Origin of the sequence: Streptomyces sp. NBC_01261, from assembly GCF_036226385.1 — a bacterium.
Classification (GTDB): domain Bacteria; phylum Actinomycetota; class Actinomycetes; order Streptomycetales; family Streptomycetaceae; genus Streptomyces.
Window position 1 is genome coordinate 8,714,396 of sequence record NZ_CP108463.1, and the last position, 17,938, is coordinate 8,732,333.

A 17,938-nucleotide genomic window follows, 5' to 3' on the forward strand; every position below is an offset into this window, starting at 1 on the left:
GATGCGTGGATTACGTCGGGAGCAAGTGAGGATCACGTGGACGTCTTCGAGGTGCACCGTCGACTCATCCGGGACTACAAGGAGTACACGTCCGGATCGGTGGTGATCGACGACCCGCGGATCGGCGAGAAGGTGTCCAAGTCCCTTGCCGACGGCGACCAGTGGCCCGACCCCTGGCTCTCGCTCAACCCGAGCTTCGCTAGCGGCGGCACCGTCGACCACCTCGCCGACGACCTCGGCCTCCTCCACCCCGAGTGCAAGCGGATCTTCCGCACCGGCAAGGACAAGCGGGGTGCGACGATCCGTCCCATCCGCTTCCACCGGCACCAGCGCGACGCCATCGAGGCCGCCGACTCGAAGGACTCGTACGTCCTGACGACCGGCACCGGCTCCGGAAAGAGCCTCGGCTACATCGTGCCCATCGTCAGCCGGATCCTGAGCGAGAAGCGGCCCGGAGACCCTCCGAGCATCAAGGCGATCATCGTCTACCCGATGAACGCGCTGGCCAACAGCCAGCGGGGCGAGCTGAGAAAGTTCCTCACCGCCGGATACGGCGAGGGCAACGAGCCCGTCACATATGCCCGTTACACCGGCCAGGAGAAGCAGTCCGAGAAGGACGCGGTCCTCGACACCCCCCCGGACATCCTGCTCACCAACTACGTGATGCTGGAGCTGATGCTCACCCGCCCCGAGGAGCGCAAGCGGCTCATCGGCCGGGCCAAGGGCCTGCGCTTCCTCGTCCTGGACGAACTGCATACCTACCGCGGCCGTCAAGGCGCCGACGTCGCTCTGCTGGTCCGGCGTGTGCGCGAGGCGTGCGAGTCGCCCGCCCTGCAGTGCGTCGGCACCTCCGCCACCATGTCCACCAAGGGCACCCCCGCTGCCCGCCGCCGTGAGATCGCCGAGGTCGCCTCCACGTTGTTCGACACGGAGATCTCCCCGGATCGGGTGGTGGGCGAGACCCTGGTCCGCGCGACCGGCGACACGCCCCCCACGCGTGCCGAACTCGCTGCCCGCGTAAGGGAGAACAACCCGCCGCTGGAGTACGACGCACTCAAGGCCGACCCGCTGGCCCGCTGGGTCGAGACCGCCTTCGGTCTCACCGAGACCACCGACGAGGACGGCACCCGTCTGCTGGTGCGTGCCAAGCCCACCACCGTGGAGCTCGCCGCGCGCGCCCTGCGCGAGGACGCCTTCGACATCCCGCGCGACGCACCCGAGGACGAGCCGTACACCGCCTGCGCCAAGGCCATCCGGTCCACGCTCCGGGCCGGTACGCAGGTCCGCGACGCCGACGACCGCGCGCTGTTCGCGTTCCGCCTCCACCAGTTTCTCTCCAAGGGCGGCTCGGCGTACGTCTCTCTGGAGCCGGCGGACAGCCGCCACATCACCCGCACCTACCAGCAGCGGGTGCCCGGAGAGCCGGAGAAGCTCCTGCTGCCGCTGTCCTTCTGCCGCGAGTGCGGCCAGGAGTACCTCACCGTGGCCCGCGAGCAGAGCGACGACGGCACGGTCGCGTTCCGCACCCGTGAGGACGCGGACGACGAACAGGGCTACCTCTACCTCTCGGCCGCCAACCCGTGGCCCGAGCGTGTCACGGACGCGATCGACCAGCGCCGCTTCCCCGACAGCTGGCTCACCCTCGACCCGAAGAAGGGCACGCCCGTCCTCACCGCGAGCCGCAAGAAGCGCGCCCCGCAGCCCGTGTGGGTGAGGCCCGACGGCACGGCGGTGAACAAGGACGGGGACGGCCTGTACGCCGCCTACGTGCCCGCCCCGTTCCTGTTCTGCCTGGAGTGCGGGGTCAGCTACGAGCAGGTCAGGGAGCGCGACTTCGCCAAGCTGATGACGCTCGACCAGGAGGGCCGCTCCACCGCCACCTCCGTCGTCAGCGCCTCCATCGTCCGCCACCTCAAGAGCCTGCCCGCGAGCGAACTCGACGACGACGCACGCAAGTTGCTCACGTTCGTCGACAACCGGCAGGACGCCAGCCTGCAGTCGGGGCACTTCAACGACTTCGTCATGGTCACCCAGCTGCGCGGCGCCCTCTACCGCGCCATGCTGAAGGCGGGAGAGGCGGGCCTGCGCTGGAAGCGGCTGGGCGAAGAGGTCGTGGCCGCCATGGGGCTGGCCCGTCACGAGTACGCCAACAACCCCACCGAGGTGGAGGCGCTCGCCGAGGAGACGCTGAGCGCCCTGGCCCAGGTGGCCGAGTACCGGCTCTTCCTCGACCTGGAGCGCGGCTGGCGGATCACCATGCCCAACCTGGAGCAGACCGGTCTGCTGGGCCTGGAGTACGCGGGGCTCGACCAGATCGCCCAGGACGAGGAGCGCTGGCAGCGCGCCGCCGGGCCGCTGCGCACTGCGACCCCGGCGACGCGGCTCGACCTGGCCCGCGTCCTCATGGACGAGCTGCGCCGCCAGCGCGCCGTGGACACCCCGTACTTCACCGAGGCCAAGTTCAACGAACTGGGCAAGGAGTCCGCCAAGCTCAACGACGCTTGGGCCATCGCCGAGACCGAGTCAGCGCCTCCCGCGCCCGGCGTCGCGGTGGCCCGCTCCGGCCGGCCGGGCCGCTCCGGGCGTACCCGCAGCGAGCTGAACCTCACCGGCCGCACCGCCTTCGGCCGCCACGTCCGCAAGCCGGAGACCTTCCCGGGCTGGGGCCACGACCTCTCCCTCGACGACGCCCAGGACGTGATCCGCGACCTGCTCGAAATCCTGGCCGACGGCGGCGTACTGAGCCGGATCACCCAGGGCCGTGGCGAGGACCCCGGCTACCAGATCCACCACCCGGTGATCCGCTGGCACGCCCGCGACGACGAGCACGGCGCGGTGGACCGGCTGCGCCGCACCTACCGCACCGGCCGGGGCCCGCGCGTCAACGCCTTCTTCAAGGGTCTCTACAAGGAGGTCGCGTCCACCTTCGCCGGACTGCACGCCGCCGAGCACACCGCCCAGGTCCACCCCGACGTCCGCGAGGAGCGGGAGAAGCTGTTCAGTAAGGGGCTGCCGCTGCCCCTGCTGTACTGCTCGCCCACGATGGAGCTCGGCGTCGACATCGCCAGCCTCAACGCCGTCAACCTCCGCAACGTCCCGCCGACCCCCGCGAACTACGCCCAGCGCTCGGGCCGCGCTGGCCGCTCGGGCCAGCCCGCGCTGGTCACCACGTACTGCGCGACCGGCAACAGCCATGACCAGTACTACTTCACCCGCTCCGACCAGATGGTCGCGGGCACCGTCGCCGCGCCCCGCCTCGACTTGGCCAACGAGGACCTGCTCGCCTCCCACGTGCACGCCATCTGGCTCGCCGAGACCCGCCTGGAACTCGGCCGCACCATGACCAAGATCCTCGACACCGACGGGAAGACCCCCTCGCTGGAGCTGCTGCCCGAGGTGCGGGAGCAGATCGGCGGCCCGGCCGCCCAGCAGCGCGCCCTCGTGCGGGCCCGCACCGTCCTCGCCGGCTGCGTCGACGCCCTGCGCGAGACGTCCTGGTGGCACGAGCAGTGGCTGGAGGACACCGTCGCCAAGGCCCCCGGGCGTTTCGACGAGAAGTGCGGACGCTGGCGGAACCTCTACCGCAAGGCCCTGGAGGAGCGAGAGATCCAGCACGACAACATTCGCAACCGCACGGCGACCGGCCGCTCCCAGGCCCAGGCCGTCCGCCGCCGCGCCCAGGCGGAGAACCAGATCGCCCTCCTGGAGAACAGGCAGGGCGGCGAGCGCACGGTGCTGTCCGACTTCTACCCGTACCGCTACTTCGCCTCCGAGGGCTTCCTGCCCGGCTACTCTTTCCCCCGGCTACCGCTCGCCGCGTACATCCCCGGCACCGGCCGCACCAGCCGCGGCTACGACGGCGACTACCTCCAGCGGTCCCGGTTCATCGCGATCCGCGAGTTCGGGCCGGGCGCGCTGATCTACCACGAGGGCAGCCGGTTCAAGGTGGACCGGGTGCAGCTGCCGCCGGACACCAGCGGCGAACTGACCACCGAGAGCGCCAAGGTGTGCCAGGGCTGCGGCTATCTGTCCCCCGAGGAACGGCGCGAGGACACCTGCCTGGGCTGCGGCAGCTCGTACGGCGACCCCCGCACCGGGCTGCTGCACCTGCACACCGTCTTCACCCACCGCCGCGACCGGATCTCCTCCGACGAGGAGGAGCGCCAGCGCACGGGCTACGCGGTGGAGATCTCCTACCGTTTCAAGCAGCACGAGGGCGGCCGGGACGGTTCGCTGCGTGCCGAGGCGAAGGCCGCGGCCGGCCGCCTCCTCGCCGAACTGGTCTACGGCGACAGCGCCACCGTCCGGCTCACCAACCTGGGCTACCGCCGCTCCGTCGCCAAGGGCGATATCGGCTTCTGGCTCGACCCGGTCACCGGCCAGTGGCTGGCCGGCTCGACCGGCAGGTCGAGCACGAGCGCGCCCGGCCGGGAGACCCCGGTGGAGGACGAGGGCCTCGCCGACGCGGAGAAGGTCGTGCGCAAGATCCCCGTCATCCCGTACGTCCAGGACACCCGCAACATCCTCGTCCTTAAGCTCGCGGCCCCCGTCGACAAGGACACCGCGATCACCCTCCAGTACGCGCTGGAGCGGGGCATCGAGGCCGAGTTCCAGCTGGAGGACTCCGAGCTGGACACCGAGGAGCTGCCGCCGCACGACGGTCCCCGCGAGCGGCTGCTGTTCATCGAGAGCGCCGAGGGCGGCGCGGGCGTCCTGCGCCGTCTTCAGGCCGAGCCGGACGCGCTCGCCCGCGCCGCCCGCCGGGCCCTGGAGATCGCGCACTTCGACCAGGTCGGGCGCGACCGGGGAGCCGAGAAGCGCAAGGGCGACCCGTGCGAGAAGGGCTGCTACGACTGCCTGCTCTCCTTCGGCAACCAGCGCCACCACCGGATGATCGACCGCACCCTGGTGAAGCAGCTGCTGATGGACTTCGCGGGCGGCGAGGTCGGCTCCAGCCACGCGGGCCGCACCCGCGACGAGCAGGCCGACGCGCTCATCGAGGGCGCCGACTCCTCCCTGGAGGAGCGGTTCGTCGCCTACCTCAGGACCCACGGCCACCGCCTGCCCGACCACCAGCAGGTCAGGCTGAGCGCGGCCCTGTCCAAGCCGGACTTCGTCTACGACACCTCCTTCGGCCCCGTCGCGGTCTTCGTCGACGGCCCGCACCACGACCACGCCGAGGCGACGCTGCGCGACGAGGAGGCCGCCGAGCGGCTGAAGGAGATCGGCTGGGAGGTCGTCCGCATCCGCTACGACGACGACTGGTCGAAGGCCGTGGCCGACTACCCTTCGGTGTTCGGCGAGGCGCGCCGCTGATCTCCGGGTCCGGGGCGGACCCCTTCGGTCCGCCCCGGACCCACAGACCGCACGCGATCCGCCCGGCCACCACCCCGGCTGCCCCCCGAACGACCCCTACCGCCCCGACCCCGGAAGGCCCGCATGACCACCGCCGCCCAGCCGACCCGGCAGTACGCCGTCGGCTCCCTCGTCCACGCCCGGGGCCGCGAGTGGGTCGTGCTGCCCGACTCCACACCCGACCTGCTCGTCCTGCGCCCGCTCGGCGGCGCCGACGACGACATCGCGGGCGTACTGCCGGGCCTGGAGACCGTCGTCCCCGCCACCTTCGCCCCGCCCACCCCCTCCGACCTGGGCGACCAGCAGGCCGCCGGGCTGCTGCGCACCGCCCTGCGCATCGGCTTCCGCTCCGGCGCGGGCCCCTTCCGGTCGCTCGCCTCGATCGCCGTCGACCCCCGCCCCTACCAGCTGGTCCCGCTGCTGATGGCGCTGCGCCAGGACACCGTCCGGCTGCTGATCGCCGACGACGTGGGTATCGGCAAGACCGTGGAGGCCGGGCTGATCGCCGCGGAGCTGCTGGCGCAGGGTGACGCCCGAGGCCTGGTCGTGCTGTGCTCGGCCGCCCTGGCCGAGCAGTGGCGTGCCGAGCTGTACGGCAAGTTCGGCGTCGACGCCCGTCCCGTGCTGCCGTCCACGATCGGCCGCCTGGAGCGCGAGACGCCGTACGGCCAGTCGGTGTTCCGCCCCGACGGCGCTTACGTCGTCTCCACCGACTTCATCAAGTCCCCCCGTCACCGGGAGGACTTCCTGCGTAACTGCCCCGACCTGGTGATCGTCGACGAGGCGCACTCCTGTGTCTCCGACTCCACGGTCGGCGCGTCCGCCCGTTCCTCCCAGCAGCGGTACGCGCTGCTGCGCGCCCTCGCCGACCGGAGCGACCGCCACCTCCTGCTGGTCACGGCCACCCCGCACAGCGGTAAGGAGGAGCCCTTCCGCCGCCTGATCGGCTTGCTCGACGACCGTCTGGCCTCCGTCCCCTTCGACACCGACGCGGGCCGTAGGCTGCTCGCCGAGTTCTTCGTGCAGCGCCGCCGCGCCGACATCCGCGAGGACTTCCAGGACGGCGCGCACTTCCCGTCCTCCCGGGACACCGCCGAGACCGCCTACACCCTGCACCGCGACTACAAGAAGCTCCTCGACGAGGTCCTGTCGTACGCCCGCGAGACCGTACGCGCGGCCGACGGCGCCCTCCAGCAGCGCCAGCGCTGGTGGTCCACCCTCGCCCTGCTGCGCACCCTGTCCTCCTCCCCGGCCGCCGCCGTGCAGTCCCTGAACACCCGCGCCGGCGTCGAGGAGGCGGACACCCCCGCCGAGGCGGACCGCACCGGAGAGCGCACCGTCTCCGACCCGGCCGACAGCGAGACCCCCGAGTCCGCGGACGCGGTACCGGGCACTCGTCTCCCCAAGGCGACCGGCATCGAGGCCACCAGCACCGAGGTCGACGCCGAGGCCGACGACGAGGAGAAGGCCCGCCTGGTCGCGATGGCCGAATCGGCCAAGAAGCTCTACGGCCCCACCCGCGACGCCAAGCTGAAGAAGCTGATCACCACCGTCTCCGACCTCCTCGACGAGGGCTACCGCCCCATCGTCTTCTGCCGCTATATCGCGACCGCCGACTACGTGGCCGACCACCTCAAGAAGATCCTCAACAAGAAGGGCACCGAACACCCGGTCGCGGTCGCCTCCGTCACCGGCGAACTCTCGCCCGACCAGCGGGTCACCCGCATCGCCGAGCTGACCGGCACCGACAAGGAAGGCAACCCCGCGCCCGAGCGCCGTGTCCTGGTCGCCACCGACTGCCTCTCCGAGGGCGTCAACCTCCAGGAGTCCTTCGACGCGGTCCTCCACTACGACCTTGCGTGGAACCCGACCCGCCACGAGCAGCGCGAGGGCCGCGTGGACCGCTTCGGCCAGCGCACCGACGTCGTCAAGGCGCTCACCCTGTACGGCGCCGACAACCCCGTCGACGGCATCGTCCTCAACGTCCTGCTCCGCAAGCACGAGCGCATCCGCCGGGTCACCGGCATCTCCGTGCCCGTGCCGCAGGAGTCCGAGAGCGCCATGCAGGCCGTCTTCGAGGGCCTGATCCTGCGCGGCGAGCGGTCGGCGTACGAGCAGGAGGGGCTGTTCGCGCAGGAGGAGGTGGCCGAGCAGCTGGAGATCGCCTGGCAGTCCTCCGCCGACCGGGAGAAGCGCCACCGCTCCCGCTACGCCCAGCTCACCATCAAGAAGGACGAGGTGGCCGCCGAGGTCGACGAGATCCTTGCCGCGCTCGGCACCGGCGAGGAGGTACGGGACTTCACCCGCCGCGCCCTGGGCGCCCTGCGGGGCATGCCCGCTCCCACGAAGCAGGGCGGCTTCACCGCGCACACCGACGCCCTCCCGCAGGGCCTGCGCGACACCGTCTCGCACGCGCTCGGCCCCCGCCACCCCCGCCCGGTCGTCTTCCACGACGCCCCCAGTGCCCCGCGCGGCGAGGCCGCCCTCACCCGCACCGACCCGGTGGTCGCCGCCGTCGCCCGCTTCGTCCTCGACGCGGCCCTCGACGACGCCGGCAAGGTCCCCGAGTGGCAGCGCCCGGCCCGCCGTTGCGGAGTCGTCCGTACGAAGGCCGTGGAGCGGAACACCACGCTCCTGCTGGTGCGTCACCGCTTCCAGCTGAACCTGCCCGCCCGTGACGGCTCGGTGCGCGAGCAGCTCGCCGAGGACGCCCGCGTGGTCGCCTACCGCGGCAGGCCCGACGACCCCGAGTGGCTGCCGGAGGACGAGGCCGTGGCCCTCCTCGAAGCCCGCGCGACGCAGAACACCGACCCCAAGTTCGCCACCGAGCACATCGCCGAGATCCTGGCCGCCCTGCCCGCGATCATGCCCGAACTACGGTACCAGTCGGCCGAGTTGGGCCGCACCCTGGAGGCCTCGCACCGCCGGGTCCGCACCGCCTCCCGCGCCCGCCTCGCGGGCCTGAAGGTCGTCCCCCAGGGCGACCCGGACATCCTGGGCGTATACCACTACCGCCCGGCCCCGACGTTCCCCCAGGGAGTGGGCGCATGAGTACCGCCAGGACCCTCGTCACCGACACCGTCGCCACCGTCGGCGGCCTCCTGCCGTACGACCTCCTGGTCCGGATCAAGGAGGGCAAGGAGCAGACCGGCTCCAAGCCCGCCGACTACCGCCTGTACGCCAAGGGCGACTCGGTACGGGGCGCCGCCGAGCGCTCCTGGGGCTACCTGCGCGGCGTGTGGGCCGCCTACCAGGACGCCCTGGCCCGCGACGGCGCCGACGCCGATCCCGGCGTGCACGCGGTCGGCGTCACCACCGAACGCTGGCTGCTGCCCCTCTTCGAGCAGCTCGGCTTCGGCGCCCTCACCCCCGTCCCCGCCCCCGGCCTGCCCTCCCGCGATGGCGAGAAGGACTTCGAGGTCAGCCACCACTGGGCGCACGTCCCCGTCCACCTCACCGGCTGGAACGTCCCCCTCGACACGCGCACCACCGAACTGGCCAAGCAGGCCCCGCAGTCGATGGTGCAGGAGTACCTCAACCGCTCGGCGGACTCCACCCTCTGGGGCGTCCTCTCCAACGGCCGCCTGCTGCGTCTGCTGCGCGAGTCCGCGTCCCTCACCGGCGCCGCGTTCATCGAGTTCGACCTCCAGGCGATCTTCGACGGCGACCGCTCCGACGACTTCGTCCTCCTGTGGCGCCTGCTGCACCGCACCCGCTTCGAGCCTCGCGCCGAGGGAGAGCCGGCCGCGACCTGCCCGCTGGAGAAGTGGCGCACCGAGGCCATCGACAGCGGCACCCGCGCTCTGAAGGAACTCCGCAAGGGTGTGGAGAAGGCCCTGACGGTGATCGGCACGGGCCTGATCGCCCACCCCGACAACGCCGACCTGCGCGACGCCCTGCGCACCACCCGCGACAAGAACGTCCGCGACGACCTCCACCCGGCCCTGCTGCGCCTCGCCTACCGCCTGCTGTTCCTCTTCGTCACCGAGGACCGCGACCTGCTCCTGCACCCCGACGCCACCGAGCAGGCCCGCGAGACGTACGACAAGTACTTCTCCACGGCCCGCCTGCGCCGCGTCGCCCGCCGCACCGGCACCCTCCACGGCGACCAGTGGCAGGCGCTGCGGCTGGTCATCGAGGGGCTCGGCACGCCGGGCGGCCGTCCCGAACTCGGACTCCCGGCGCTGGGCGGCCTGTTCGAGCCCACCGCCACGGACGCGATCCTGGGCGGCCTCAGCCTGTCCAACAAGTCCCTGTACGAGGCCGTACGCGCCCTGTCCGAGGTGTACGACGCCAAGCTGGGCCGCCCCCGCAAGGTCGACTACCGCCACCTCGGCGCCGACGAGCTCGGCTCGGTCTACGAGTCACTGCTCGAACTGGAGCCGCGCCTCGGCGAGGGCAACGAGTACGTCCTGGCCAAGCTGGACGGCAACGACCGCAAGACGTCCGGCTCCTACTACACCCCGTCCCCCCTCATCGACTGCCTCCTCGACTCCACCCTCGACCCGGTCATCGACCAGGCCGTCAAGTCCGGTACGACGCAGAAGGAGCGCGAGGACGCGCTGCTCGCCCTGACGGTGTGCGACCCCGCCTGCGGCTCCGGCCACTTCCTGGTCGCCGCGGCCCGCCGCCTCGCCCGCCGCCTCGCCGAGATCCGCACCGACGACCCCGAGCCGAGCGCCGAGGACGTACGGCACGCGCTGCGGGACGTCATCGCGCGGTGCGTGTACGGCGTCGACCTCAACGAGATGGCCGTGGAGCTGGCCAAGGTGTCGCTGTGGATCGAGGCGATGAGGCCGGGCCGTCCGCTCACCTTCCTCGACGCCCACATCAAGCACGGCAACGGCCTCCTGGGCACCACGCCGAAGCTGCTGGCCGAGGGCCTGCCCGACGACGCGTTCAAGCCGCTGGAGGGCGACGAGTCCAAGCACGTCACCGACCTGAAGAAGCGCAACGCCGCAGAGCGGATGTCGTGGAAGGTCGCGCTGCGCCACGGGGCGAACCAGGACGCGCTGTTCGCAGAGGAGGAGGTGCTGGCCGAGTCCAACTCGGCGTTCGGCGAGACGGTCTCGGCGATCACGGAGACGGACTCGCAGGAGCTGGAGGACGTCCGGAACCAGGCCAAGGCATACCGTGAGCTGACCACCTCCCCGGACTACATCCGGGCGCTGGAGCTGGCCGACGCGTGGTGCGCGGCGTTCGTCTGGAAGAAGACGAAGACGGCGACGCCGCCCGCGCTGACCACGCAGTCCCTGCTCACCCTGCACTCCGAGGACGGCGGCGCGAGCCTGCCCGACGGTACGTTGAAGCACATCGAGGATCTGCGGGAGGAGTACCGGTTCTTCCACTGGCACCTGGAGTTCCCGGAGGTGTTCCGGGTTCCTGCGGATGCGGGGGCGCCGGGGGTGGACGAGAGGACCGGGTGGAAGGGCGGGTTCAGCTGTGTGCTGGGGAATCCGCCGTGGGAGACCCTTGAGTTCAAGACCGAGGAGTACTTCGCCACTGTCGCCCCGAAGATCGCCAAGGCAGCGAACCAGGCGGCACGTCAGGCCCTGATCGACGAGCTCGCGGAGAGCGAGGACGAGGCCGATCGGGAACTGCACGCCGAATACATCGCTGACAAGCGGCTGTCCGACGGCTTCTCACATCTCGCGCGCTGGTCGGCCCGGTTCCCGCTGGCCGCGCGCGGCAAGCTGAACACGTACCCGCTGTTCGCGGAGGCGGCGTCGCACGGGATCGCGCCGCGAGGGCGGTTCGGGCTGGTCCTGCAGACGGGCATCGCCACGGACGCGACGACGGCGCCGTTCTTCTCCGACTTGGTGCGCTCGAAGCGGCTGGTGTCGTTCCTGGACTTCAAGAACGAGGCGTGGGTGCTCAGCCGGGACGTGCACCATTCGACGCGCTTCTGTCTGCTCACGGTCACTGGCCGGGAGGAGCAGGTCCGGGAGGCTTCCTTCGCGTTCGGGACCTGGTACATGGAGGATCTGCCTGCCCGCCGGTTCACCATGCCGCTGGAGGAGATCCTGCTGGTCAACCCGAACACCGGGAACCTCCCGGTCTTCGAGTCCCGGCGCGACGCGGAGATCACCTTCGGCGTCTACAGCCGAGTCCCGGTTCTACTCAAGGAGCCGGACGAATACGGCAGGGGCGGCAGCAACCCGTGGGGGCTGACCTTCCGACAGGGCCTGTTCAACATGGCCTCCGACTCCCACCTGTTCCGCGGTAAGCAGGAACTGGCGGACGAGGGCTGGCAGTTGATCGGAAACGTTTTCACGCGCACCGACGAAGAGGGGAAGACGCGCCGCTACCTCCCGCTGTACGAGGCGAAGATGCTCCACCACTTCGACCACCGCCTCGGCACGTACGAGGGTCAGACCCAGGCCCAGGCCAACGTCGGCACCCTCCCGCGTGTGACGCCGGAGCAGCACGACGATCCCGACTTCGCGCCGCTGCCCCGGTACTGGGCGCCGGAGTTCGACGTGGACTCTGGTAAGCGGGATAAGAAGCTGAACCCGATCATGTGGCCGGGGGTTAAGACGCGACTGACGGACAAGGAGTGGTACGAGGACTGGCTGTTGGGGTGGCGTGACATCTGCCGGACCTCGGACCGTCGGACCATGATCAACACGGCTCTGCGTCGCACTGCCGTTCCTGACGGCACGTTGTTGATGTTGCCTTCCTTCGGCAATCCTGCGCTGCTCCAGGCGGCGCTGTCCTCGTACGTGCTCGACTTCGTGGCACGTCAGAAGTTCAGCGGTACACACCTGAAGTTCTTCACGGCCCACCAGCTTCCAGTGCCCGGCCCCGAGACAGGCGACCAGCCGTGTCCATGGAGCGGCGGCGAGACCGTGGCGGAGTGGATTGCCGCAAGAGTGGCTGAACTTGCCTACACCGCTAGTGACATGGAGGCCTTCGCCAGAGCGATCGGTGTGGCGGGACGCCCGTTCCGGTGGGATGAGGAACGGCGTAGATTGCTGCGTGCAGAGCTGGACGCTGCCTTTTTCCACCTCTACGGACTGGCTCGCGATGACGCGGAGTATGTCATGGACGCGTTCTCCCGTCTCAAGAGTGACGAGGAAGCCGCCCATGGCAGTTACCGCACCAAGAACCTCATCCTTGACCTCTACGACCGCATGGAAGAGGCCCGCGTGACCGGCGACGAGTACCGAACCGTGCTGGACCCGCCCCCGGGGAAGGGGCCGCGTCACGCGGCCTGAGTGCCGCAGCCTCGGGCGGGTGGGTCAGAGCCCGTCCCGCCCGAGGTCCGCGACGAACCCGGCCCACGCATCCTGCGTGAACGCGAGCTGCGGACCGGCGCCCCGTTCCTTGGAGTCCCGTACGCGGACGGCGGTCCCATCGGCGGCGACCTCGATGCACGCACCCCCTTCGCCGCTGCTGTAGCTGCTCTTGAACCAGTCCAGCCGTGTGGGCTGTTCGGCGTTCATCGGTCTCCCAGCATCTTCTCGATCAGGGTCAGTGACTCTTCTGGCGTGAGCGCCTGCGCCCTGATGCTGCCGTAGCGTGCGGCAAGGATACGGACCTCGTCCGGGTCGGTGATCAGCCGGCTGATGTGCTGCACCTCCAGATAGGCCACCTGTGGCTTGCCCTTCGGTGTGAGCATGATGAACGGCCCGCCCAGGCTGGGGTGTTCCTTGCGGTCTATCGGCAGCACCTGGAGTTCGACGCTGCGCAGTCTGCCGAACCTCAGCAGTGCTTCAAGTTGCTCGTAATGAACGTCCCACCCACCGAGCGGGCGGCGCAAGACTGATTCCTCGATGGTGAACGTTGTGAACGGCGGCGGCCAACGCTTGAAGATCTCCTGGCGGTCCAACCGTGCGGCCACGCGCTGTTCGACGGTCTCCTCGTCCAATCTGGGCGGAGTGCGCCCAGCGCAAACCCGCGCGCAAGGGGGGCGCGTGAACTCAACTGTGCTCCCGGCCAACGGAGTTGGGGATTGACGGTGGTTGTGAACGGCCTTCACGCTTAACGGGTAAGCGTGAAGGCCGTTCACGGGGAGATGTCATGGCAGGCACGCCCGAGGCGGAAGACCAACTCGTCGGACTGTTCGAAGTGGCGGAGATGGCGGGGGTCGGCCGGACGGTCGTAGCGAATTGGCGCGCTCGTGACAAACACTTCCCCGCTCCCGTCGCGGACCTGCGGAGCGGCCCGGTGTTCCGGGCGAGTCAGATTCAGCGCTACCTCAAACGGAGGAAGAAGCACATGGCACCCAAAGCCCATGTCATCTCGACCATCAATCTGAAGGGCGGCGTCGGGAAGACCACCACCACGGCCGGACTCGCGGAGTTCCTCTCCGCGGAGTTCCGTAAGCGGGTCCTGGTGGTCGATCTCGACCCGCAGACCAATCTGACCACGGTCCTGATCGGGGAGGAGAAGTGGGAGGAACTCAACGACGAGGGATACACCCTGGCGACCCTGTTCAAGGATGCCCTCCGGCCCGAAGACGAGCCTCTGGAGTTCGACCTGGAGAAGACTCTCCAGCGCAATGTCTCTTCCGTGGACGCGGTGACGAAGGTGGACCTCCTGCCTTCTTCGCTGGATCTCATCGACGTCCAGGACCGCCTGGCGTCCATGCCCAGGGGGCGTTTCCACGCCAACAACCCCACCGATCTCCTGCGCAAGGCGATCCGGAAGATCATTGATGACTATGACTACGTCCTCGTCGACTGCCCTCCCAACCTCGGCATCGTCACTTTGAACGGTCTGCGCATCTCCGAGGGATACATCATCCCGACCATTCCCGACGTCCTGTCCACCTACGGCATTCCTCAGATCCAGCGGCGGGTGCGGGCCTTCGCGGACGACCTGGGGGAGACCATCAAGGAGATCGGCATCGTCATCACGAAATACAAGGCCAACTCGACGGTCCACTGGAACACCGTCAGGGGACTTCAGGGCGACAAGAAGCTCCCCGCCGTGCTGCCGACCTTCATCCCAGAGAAGAACGACATCGCCGGTTCGGCGGAGTTCGTCGGTCGCGGTACCCTGCGGCAGAAGTACGGCTACCAGGGCGGTTTCGACGCTTTCCGTGGCATGACGCAGGAGTTCATCGAACTGGTCGAGGAGAAGGCGTGATCGAGCAGAGCGACAGTCGGCCCGACGACAGCGGTCTCCTGAATGCCCAGGTGCGAGAGGCCGAAGAAGCCCTGACCAAGCTCGGCGCCTCCGACCCGGAGCTCGCGGCGACGCTTGCACGTGTCCTCGGCGTGGTGGCGTCCGAAGCCGCACGCACGACACGCTTCGCCCGAGCACTGGCCAAGGCGCTGACGCCTCCCGATGCGCAGACCGCACCTCGGCCGGCAGAACGCCCGAGGCGTAGCCGACGAGCTCCGGGAGTGATCGACCCGTTCGCGGTGCTCGCCGAATCCGGCGAGACGGGACTCCGTTCGAGCCTGAGCGAGCTCGGCCTCGAACAATTGCGGGACATCGTCTCCGAACACGGGATGGACCACGACCGGCTGGCGCTGAAGTGGAAGGACCCTCAACGGGTTATCGACCGCATCGTGGAACGCGTCGAATCGCGGACAGCCAAGGGAGCCGCCTTCCGGGGACGGCCGGAACAGCCCGCTCTGCGGCACGATGAGGCCGTCGGCCCGGCGGCCGAGGACTCGTCGACGTGAGGTGAGCCGGGCGCGACGAGCCAAACGCCTCGCGGCTGCCGCCCATGCCAAGTCCATCCGCATCGAGCGCCGTGTCGAGGACCGCACCACCATCCTCCTCTTCGACGACCTGTTCACCACCGGCCGGCAGATGCCGGCCGTCGCCCGCCTGTTACGCGGGCGGGCGCGGCTGAGGTAAGGGGTCTCGTCCTTGCTCGCCCCCCTTGGCGAGGGGCGGACCGCCAGGGGGCACTGTTCGACTCGTGACGATCAACCTGGGCCCCTGAGTCCCTGCCTCAGTCCGTGCCCCGACTCTCCCAGCGGTCCCGGAACCACGTCAGAGTCTCGACGAGCAGCTCACGGTTGCGGTCCTTCTCCAGCACGGACAACTCGAACCTGGGGTCCGGCCCGGGCTTTCTCTCCTGGAGGTCGACACCTTCAAGTTCGTTGAGGCGCCTGAGGAATTCGGCGCGCAGGGCGTGGTCGGTGAAAGGCTCCTGTACGGCCAGAATCTGGAAGGCGACGTGCGCCGAGCCGGCCCACCCACTGCCCGGCATGAAGCTCATCGGCGAGATCCAGCGGCTCGGGGCGATCGTCTCACTCAGCGCGAGGAAGGCGTTGCTCATGGTGTCGTTTCCTACCCAGTGGATTGAGCCGCCGAGTTCCTCCCAGTGGGCGAAGAGCGCGCGCACCGCTTCCACGGTCTCGGGGGAGTCGTGCGTCGCGAGCCGCCGGAAGAACCGCCTCTCGTCGGAGTTCTCCGCCACGAGCTGAGCGTAGAACCGGTCGGCGCGCGTCTCCTCACCCTGACTCTCCGGGGCGCGCTGCGCAGCGTCCTCCTCGCCGTCGGCTTCCCCGACCAGCGAGGCAAGCTCGTCGGCGGAGAGACGCTGCGCCGGATCGGCTGCCCCGTTGGCCGTGAAGCGCACACCGTCGGCGCTCAGCCGGGCGCGGACGTCTCCTCCCACGTCCTGCGGCGTCCAGCGGAAGCCTTCGGAGACCTTGCCCTCGGAAGTGAGCACCCGGTACGCGTTGGCCACCCCCGGCGTATTGGCCAGATGGTTGCCCACGGCCTGGGCGCCGGAGCCGATGAACGCCGCGAGATCGCCGTACGACGTCCAGGTGCCGTGGGGGAGCGCCGCGAGCACCTGGTGGGCCAAGTTCCAGTCCCGGCTCCGCTCCGCTCGGCCGACTCCGCGCAGCGGGGCCGGCCACAGCGCGAACGCGCGGTCGGCGAGTTCGTCGGCACGGGCGCGGATCTCGTCCGCGCCCCACCGCTCTGTGGTGGCGATGCGGCGGTTCATCTCCAGGTGGCTGCCCTGGAGCAGGCCCTGCTTGCGCTCGAAGGGGTGATTGGACAACTCCGCGTTGACCGCGGTGAGCGTCAGGTTCCCGAGCGTGTGCTGGAGCCGGGAGTGCAGGTCCTTCGCGCTCTCGCCGTCGACCACGTCCTCGCTCAACATCCGGAGCCACTCGTCGCCCGGCGACTGCGGCATGACGTGCTCGATGGTGAGCTGCGCGGTGGCGAAGTCGACCGGTTCGGGATGCTCGTAACTCTCCTCCAACCGCTGGAGCACCATCTTGCGCTGGTGCCCGCGGCCGAACTTGTAGAAGGGCGCCGTCCGGACCTTCTCACGCAGCTCGTCGTCATCGGGCCAGAAGCGGTTCTCGGCGGAGAGGAGCTGGTGCAGCCCGTCAGCGACGGGCATGTCGAGCGGCAGCTGCCCGGGCACCGCCTGGAAGATCCTGTTGAGGTTGTTCGTCGGCACGCGGCACATCATCCGGCGTATCAGGAAGCTCTCGATGTACGACATCGCGCGGGCCGTGTCCGCGGAGTTGAGGTCCCTGCGTTCGCGTCGGTCGAGCAGCAGCATCAGAGCGGGGTAGGTGACCTGGGCCTGCCAGGTGTCCAAGCGGTGCAGATGGGCGCGGACGGCCGCGTTCGGCTCCACTTCGGGGTGCAGCAGCCGACGGAAGAGGGCGCCGCGCCGGTACAACTCCTTGATGTACGTCTCGATCTCCGCTTCGCTGACCTCACCGCGCTCGAAGCGCTGCTGCTGAGCCGCGTAAAGGTCCTGGCGGCGGACCCGGTCGTCTCCGTCGAGCACCAGCTGCAACCACATGAGCTGTTCCAGCTCGTCGTTGCTCAGACTGTCCTGCAGCGGAAGCCAGTAGGTCTCGTAAATGCGCTCACCGCGGGTGGGTAGCCGCATGAACAGGTAGTTGCGCAGCAGGTCGGCCTGGCTCAGCTTGAGGCCGGTGTTGTTGAGGGACTCGAAGATGCGGTGCACGTTGTCCGCGCGCTCGGCTGTCACCGCCACCAGTGTGAGCCGGGAGGTGATGGCCTCCTCGATGCGGAGCACGTCCTGCGGGGCGGCCGGATCGGCGGCCTCGACGAGCTTGCGGCGGAAGAAGCCGTAGGCGGCGGCGACGGCTCCGTCGGCGGCCTGCTCCGAGAGCGGCCCGCGAACGTATGCCGCGAACTGCGCCCGGTCAGCCTGGGTCGGCAGTAGCCGGAAGCGATCGCTGCCGTTCTTGCGCTTGTTGATGAGGTATTCCTCGTCGATGCGCTCGGCCTCGTCCGGCTCGCCGTCCGCTATGTGGTCGCGGATCGCGGCCAGGGCGAGCGACAGCGTGGTCAGCCGCTGCTGACCGTCGACGACGAGCCAGCGGGGGAACGTCGCCTCGTTCTGCGGCGACGGCGCGAGCACCACGGACCCCAGGAAGTGTGTGCTCGCCTTCTCCCCGGACTCCAGCAGCTCGGCCTGCTCCAGGATGTCGGTCCACAGCTGTCTGAGCTGCTTCTCCGTCCAGGAGTACGTCCGCTGATAGAGCGGCACCTGGAACTGCTGTGCCCTGCCCTGGACGAGATCGGCGAACAGCGTCTCCTTCGCCTGCACGGCGTCCCCCTCGGTGATCGGTCCGGTCGTAGCGCGTGGGAAGGACCCTAGGGCTTCCCGCTGACA

9 protein-coding genes are annotated in these 17,938 nt (G+C 69.7%); 6 read left to right on the forward strand and 3 right to left on the reverse strand.

Going from position 1 to position 17,938, the window contains the following annotated elements; translation table 11 throughout:
* The first annotated feature begins 36 nt into the window (after positions 1–36).
* From OG226_RS38890 to OG226_RS38900, 3 genes are all read left to right on the forward strand, one after another.
* Positions 37–5,316 (forward strand): DEAD/DEAH box helicase, encoded by a 5,280-nt coding sequence (locus OG226_RS38890; protein ID WP_329351534.1) that lies wholly within the window; start codon positions 37–39, stop codon positions 5,314–5,316.
* 123 nt (positions 5,317–5,439) lie between these two features.
* Complete coding sequence (locus OG226_RS38895) at positions 5,440–8,406, forward strand: helicase-related protein (protein ID WP_329351536.1); 2,967 nt, start codon at positions 5,440–5,442, stop codon at positions 8,404–8,406.
* On the forward strand, positions 8,403–12,572 hold the full coding sequence (locus OG226_RS38900) for an Eco57I restriction-modification methylase domain-containing protein (RefSeq protein ID WP_329351538.1): 4,170 nt from the start codon (positions 8,403–8,405) through the stop codon (positions 12,570–12,572). The genes OG226_RS38895 and OG226_RS38900 overlap by 4 nt, the downstream gene beginning before the upstream one ends.
* A gap of 24 nt (positions 12,573–12,596) precedes the next feature.
* Here the strand turns inward: OG226_RS38900 and OG226_RS38905 are convergent, their stop codons facing one another.
* Entirely contained in the window at positions 12,597–12,800 is a 204-nt protein-coding gene (locus OG226_RS38905) for a DUF397 domain-containing protein (RefSeq protein ID WP_329351541.1), read from the reverse strand.
* Complete coding sequence (locus tag OG226_RS38910) at positions 12,797–13,366, reverse strand: DUF5753 domain-containing protein (protein ID WP_443066942.1); 570 nt, start codon at positions 13,364–13,366, stop codon at positions 12,797–12,799. Before OG226_RS38910 ends, OG226_RS38905 begins: the two co-directional genes overlap by 4 nt.
* 11 nt (positions 13,367–13,377) lie before the next feature.
* Here OG226_RS38910 and OG226_RS38915 point away from each other — a divergent pair, with 11 nt between their 5' ends.
* The 3 genes from OG226_RS38915 to OG226_RS38925 are packed head-to-tail and all read left to right on the forward strand — an operon-like array spanning position 13,378 to position 15,171.
* Complete coding sequence (locus OG226_RS38915) at positions 13,378–14,448, forward strand: ParA family protein (protein WP_329351543.1); 1,071 nt, start codon at positions 13,378–13,380, stop codon at positions 14,446–14,448.
* Positions 14,445–14,993, forward strand: a complete 549-nt coding sequence (locus OG226_RS38920; protein ID WP_067250270.1) for a hypothetical protein — start codon at positions 14,445–14,447, stop codon at positions 14,991–14,993. Before OG226_RS38915 ends, OG226_RS38920 begins: the two co-directional genes overlap by 4 nt.
* 1 nt (position 14,994) lies before the next feature.
* Complete coding sequence (locus tag OG226_RS38925; protein WP_329351544.1) at positions 14,995–15,171, forward strand: hypothetical protein; 177 nt, start codon at positions 14,995–14,997, stop codon at positions 15,169–15,171.
* A 97-nt stretch (positions 15,172–15,268) separates the two neighbouring features.
* Here the strand turns inward: OG226_RS38925 and OG226_RS38930 are convergent, their stop codons facing one another.
* Positions 15,269–17,872, reverse strand: a complete 2,604-nt coding sequence (locus OG226_RS38930) for a GmrSD restriction endonuclease domain-containing protein (RefSeq protein ID WP_329351546.1) — start codon at positions 17,870–17,872, stop codon at positions 15,269–15,271.
* Between the last annotated feature and the right edge of the window lie 66 nt (positions 17,873–17,938).